Raw genomic sequence first — 529 nt, 5'->3', positions numbered from 1 at the left:
ATGTCATAGATATTTTTGTTAGGTACCAGTTGGGGTATAAAATAGACAGGATAGGGACAGGAGGCCTGAGGAAAGAGTTTTTCTTGTAGAATCATATTATCAAAGAAAAAGGAGATAACATGAACTTCAAGGAACGCTATGAGAAAGTGCAGTGGATCGTCCGTCGCTGTGCACGGGATTATTATGTGCATTTATGGGAGGGTAGTGACTGGGAACAAGAAGGTATGCTGGTTTATCACCAGCTGGAAGAAAGCCATCCAGATATCAGTCAAGACGAAAGTCGCCTTTATCGCTACTTCAAAACAAAATTTCGGAATCATATTCATGACATTCTTCGAAAGCAAGAGAGCCAAAAACGCCGCTTCGATCGTCAGTCTTATGAAGAAGTTGGAACCATTAGTCATAGACTGAGCAAGCGCGAACTAGCTTTAGATGATTTAGTCGCTCTTCGAAGTTCGTTAGCAGCCTACACTTCCAAGTTAGATAAAGAACAACTAGAGTTATACCACCGCTTACTAGGTGACGAACG

The 529-nt window shown here is 41.8% G+C and carries 1 protein-coding gene; it reads left to right on the top strand.

Annotated elements, in window-relative coordinates:
• Window positions 1–119: 119 nt before the first annotated feature.
• On the top strand, window positions 120–529 hold a 410-nt coding region (locus O3644_RS10035; RefSeq protein WP_371595640.1), incomplete at its 3' end, for a sigma-70 family RNA polymerase sigma factor.

Origin of the sequence: Streptococcus sp. 27098_8_113 (genome assembly GCF_041432545.1) — a bacterium.
In the GTDB taxonomy this organism is placed as follows: Bacteria; Bacillota; Bacilli; order Lactobacillales; family Streptococcaceae; genus Streptococcus.
This window is presented reverse-complemented; position numbering and strand designations above follow the sequence as displayed.